The 2,206-nt window shown below is 47.9% G+C and carries 2 tRNA genes and 1 rRNA gene; all 3 read left to right on the forward strand.

Going from position 1 to position 2,206, the window contains the following annotated elements:
* The first annotated feature begins 162 nt into the window (after positions 1–162).
* Positions 163–1,701: ribosomal RNA gene (locus tag AC07WY_RS21410) — 16S ribosomal RNA — on the forward strand.
* Between the two features lie 59 nt (positions 1,702–1,760).
* A tRNA-Ile gene (locus AC07WY_RS21415) sits at positions 1,761–1,837 on the forward strand.
* A 44-nt stretch (positions 1,838–1,881) separates the two neighbouring features.
* Positions 1,882–1,957 (forward strand) — tRNA-Ala (locus AC07WY_RS21420).
* The last annotated feature ends 249 nt before the right edge of the window (positions 1,958–2,206 follow it).

A 2,206-nucleotide genomic window follows, 5' to 3' on the forward strand; every position in this document is an offset into this window, starting at 1 on the left:
ATCATTAAGAGAATATGAAGAACAACTTGTGTGGATTTTTACTGATTGATTGATCGAAATATTATCATTGATTGATTGGTTTAAATTACTCGAAGTTTATTTGAGAGAATTTGTCAGTACATTGATGAGCCAGAATTGTGACCTTAAGTCACTAATGATTTTTAACTGAAGAGTTTGATCATGGCTCAGATTGAACGCTGGCGGCAGGCTTAACACATGCAAGTCGAGCGGGGGAGGTTGCTTCGGTAACTGACCTAGCGGCGGACGGGTGAGTAATACTTAGGAATCTGCCTATTAATGGGGGACAACATCTCGAAAGGGATGCTAATACCGCATACGCCCTACGGGGGAAAGCAGGGGATCACTTGTGACCTTGCGTTAATAGATGAGCCTAAGTCGGATTAGCTAGTTGGTGGGGTAAAGGCCTACCAAGGCGACGATCTGTAGCGGGTCTGAGAGGATGATCCGCCACACTGGGACTGAGACACGGCCCAGACTCCTACGGGAGGCAGCAGTGGGGAATATTGGACAATGGGGGGAACCCTGATCCAGCCATGCCGCGTGTGTGAAGAAGGCCTTATGGTTGTAAAGCACTTTAAGCGAGGAGGAGGCTCTCTTGGTTAATACCCAAGATGAGTGGACGTTACTCGCAGAATAAGCACCGGCTAACTCTGTGCCAGCAGCCGCGGTAATACAGAGGGTGCGAGCGTTAATCGGATTTACTGGGCGTAAAGCGTGCGTAGGCGGCTTTTTAAGTCGGATGTGAAATCCCCGAGCTTAACTTGGGAATTGCATTCGATACTGGGAAGCTAGAGTATGGGAGAGGATGGTAGAATTCCAGGTGTAGCGGTGAAATGCGTAGAGATCTGGAGGAATACCGATGGCGAAGGCAGCCATCTGGCCTAATACTGACGCTGAGGTACGAAAGCATGGGGAGCAAACAGGATTAGATACCCTGGTAGTCCATGCCGTAAACGATGTCTACTAGCCGTTGGGGCCTTTGAGGCTTTAGTGGCGCAGCTAACGCGATAAGTAGACCGCCTGGGGAGTACGGTCGCAAGACTAAAACTCAAATGAATTGACGGGGGCCCGCACAAGCGGTGGAGCATGTGGTTTAATTCGATGCAACGCGAAGAACCTTACCTGGTCTTGACATAGTAAGAACTTTCCAGAGATGGATTGGTGCCTTCGGGAACTTACATACAGGTGCTGCATGGCTGTCGTCAGCTCGTGTCGTGAGATGTTGGGTTAAGTCCCGCAACGAGCGCAACCCTTTTCCTTATTTGCCAGCACTTCGGGTGGGAACTTTAAGGATACTGCCAGTGACAAACTGGAGGAAGGCGGGGACGACGTCAAGTCATCATGGCCCTTACGACCAGGGCTACACACGTGCTACAATGGTCGGTACAAAGGGTTGCTACCTAGCGATAGGATGCTAATCTCAAAAAGCCGATCGTAGTCCGGATTGGAGTCTGCAACTCGACTCCATGAAGTCGGAATCGCTAGTAATCGCGGATCAGAATGCCGCGGTGAATACGTTCCCGGGCCTTGTACACACCGCCCGTCACACCATGGGAGTTTGTTGCACCAGAAGTAGGTAGTCTAACCGTAAGGAGGACGCTTACCACGGTGTGGCCGATGACTGGGGTGAAGTCGTAACAAGGTAGCCGTAGGGGAACCTGCGGCTGGATCACCTCCTTAACGAAAGATTGACGATTGGTAAGAATCCACAACAAGTTGTTCTTCATTGATGTATCTGAGGGTCTGTAGCTCAGTTGGTTAGAGCACACGCTTGATAAGCGTGGGGTCACAAGTTCAAGTCTTGTCAGACCCACCAAGTCTACTGAACACAGAAGAGCAGATATATTAAGATCTTAAGCTGGGGACTTAGCTTAGTTGGTAGAGCGCCTGCTTTGCACGCAGGAGGTCAACGGTTCGACTCCGTTAGTCTCCACCACTAATTAAAGACTAAGTGATTACAGAACTTAGTAAGCCGATAGCTTATTAAGTTCTGTGATTTATCACAGTTAACTACTCGCTGACGAGGCGGTAGTGAATCATTAACAGAATATATTTGAGTTGAAATAATTGTTTAAACTCGTTTTAGTTGATGTTAGCAAGTAATTGTTAATGTTGAATGAAATGAGCACTAGCGATAAAACTGAATCAAGCGTTTTGGTATATGAATTAAATTGAAGCTGTATAG

Source organism: Acinetobacter sp. GW821-FHT01C12, from assembly GCF_059422625.1.